The organism is Brevibacterium sp. SIMBA_078 (genome assembly GCF_046534565.1).
Taxonomy (GTDB): domain Bacteria; phylum Actinomycetota; class Actinomycetes; order Actinomycetales; family Brevibacteriaceae; genus Brevibacterium.
The window spans coordinates 1-250 of record NZ_JAWRYQ010000422.1 but is presented as its reverse complement, the minus strand read 5'-3'; the positions used below and the strand labels follow the sequence as shown (position 1 = coordinate 250).

The window sequence follows — 250 nt, the reverse complement described above, 5'->3', positions numbered from 1 at the left end:
CTTCCATTCCTGATTGCTCAGCAAAACATTACTTTTAGCCATAAATTGGTATACGCGAAACATAAATTCCGTATAGCCGTCTAGCGTGAACACATCGGTGTTGGGACGTGCCCGATACTCATTAGTTTCAATCGAATAACTTCTGAGAAGAAGCGTACTCTTAGCTTCAAGATAGGCTCTGAGAACAGAAGTATCAGAAGGGATCTCCTCACCATCTGCTGCTGCGACATACATAGCTATTAACTGATTA

General features: G+C 42.0%; 1 protein-coding gene. It reads right to left on the bottom strand.

What is annotated here, in order from left to right; all coding sequences use genetic code 11:
- Positions 1-234, bottom strand: a 234-nt coding sequence (locus SB749_RS20265; protein ID WP_410711892.1) for a hypothetical protein, incomplete at its 3' end; no start/stop codon positions are given.
- Positions 235-250 lie beyond the last annotated feature (16 nt).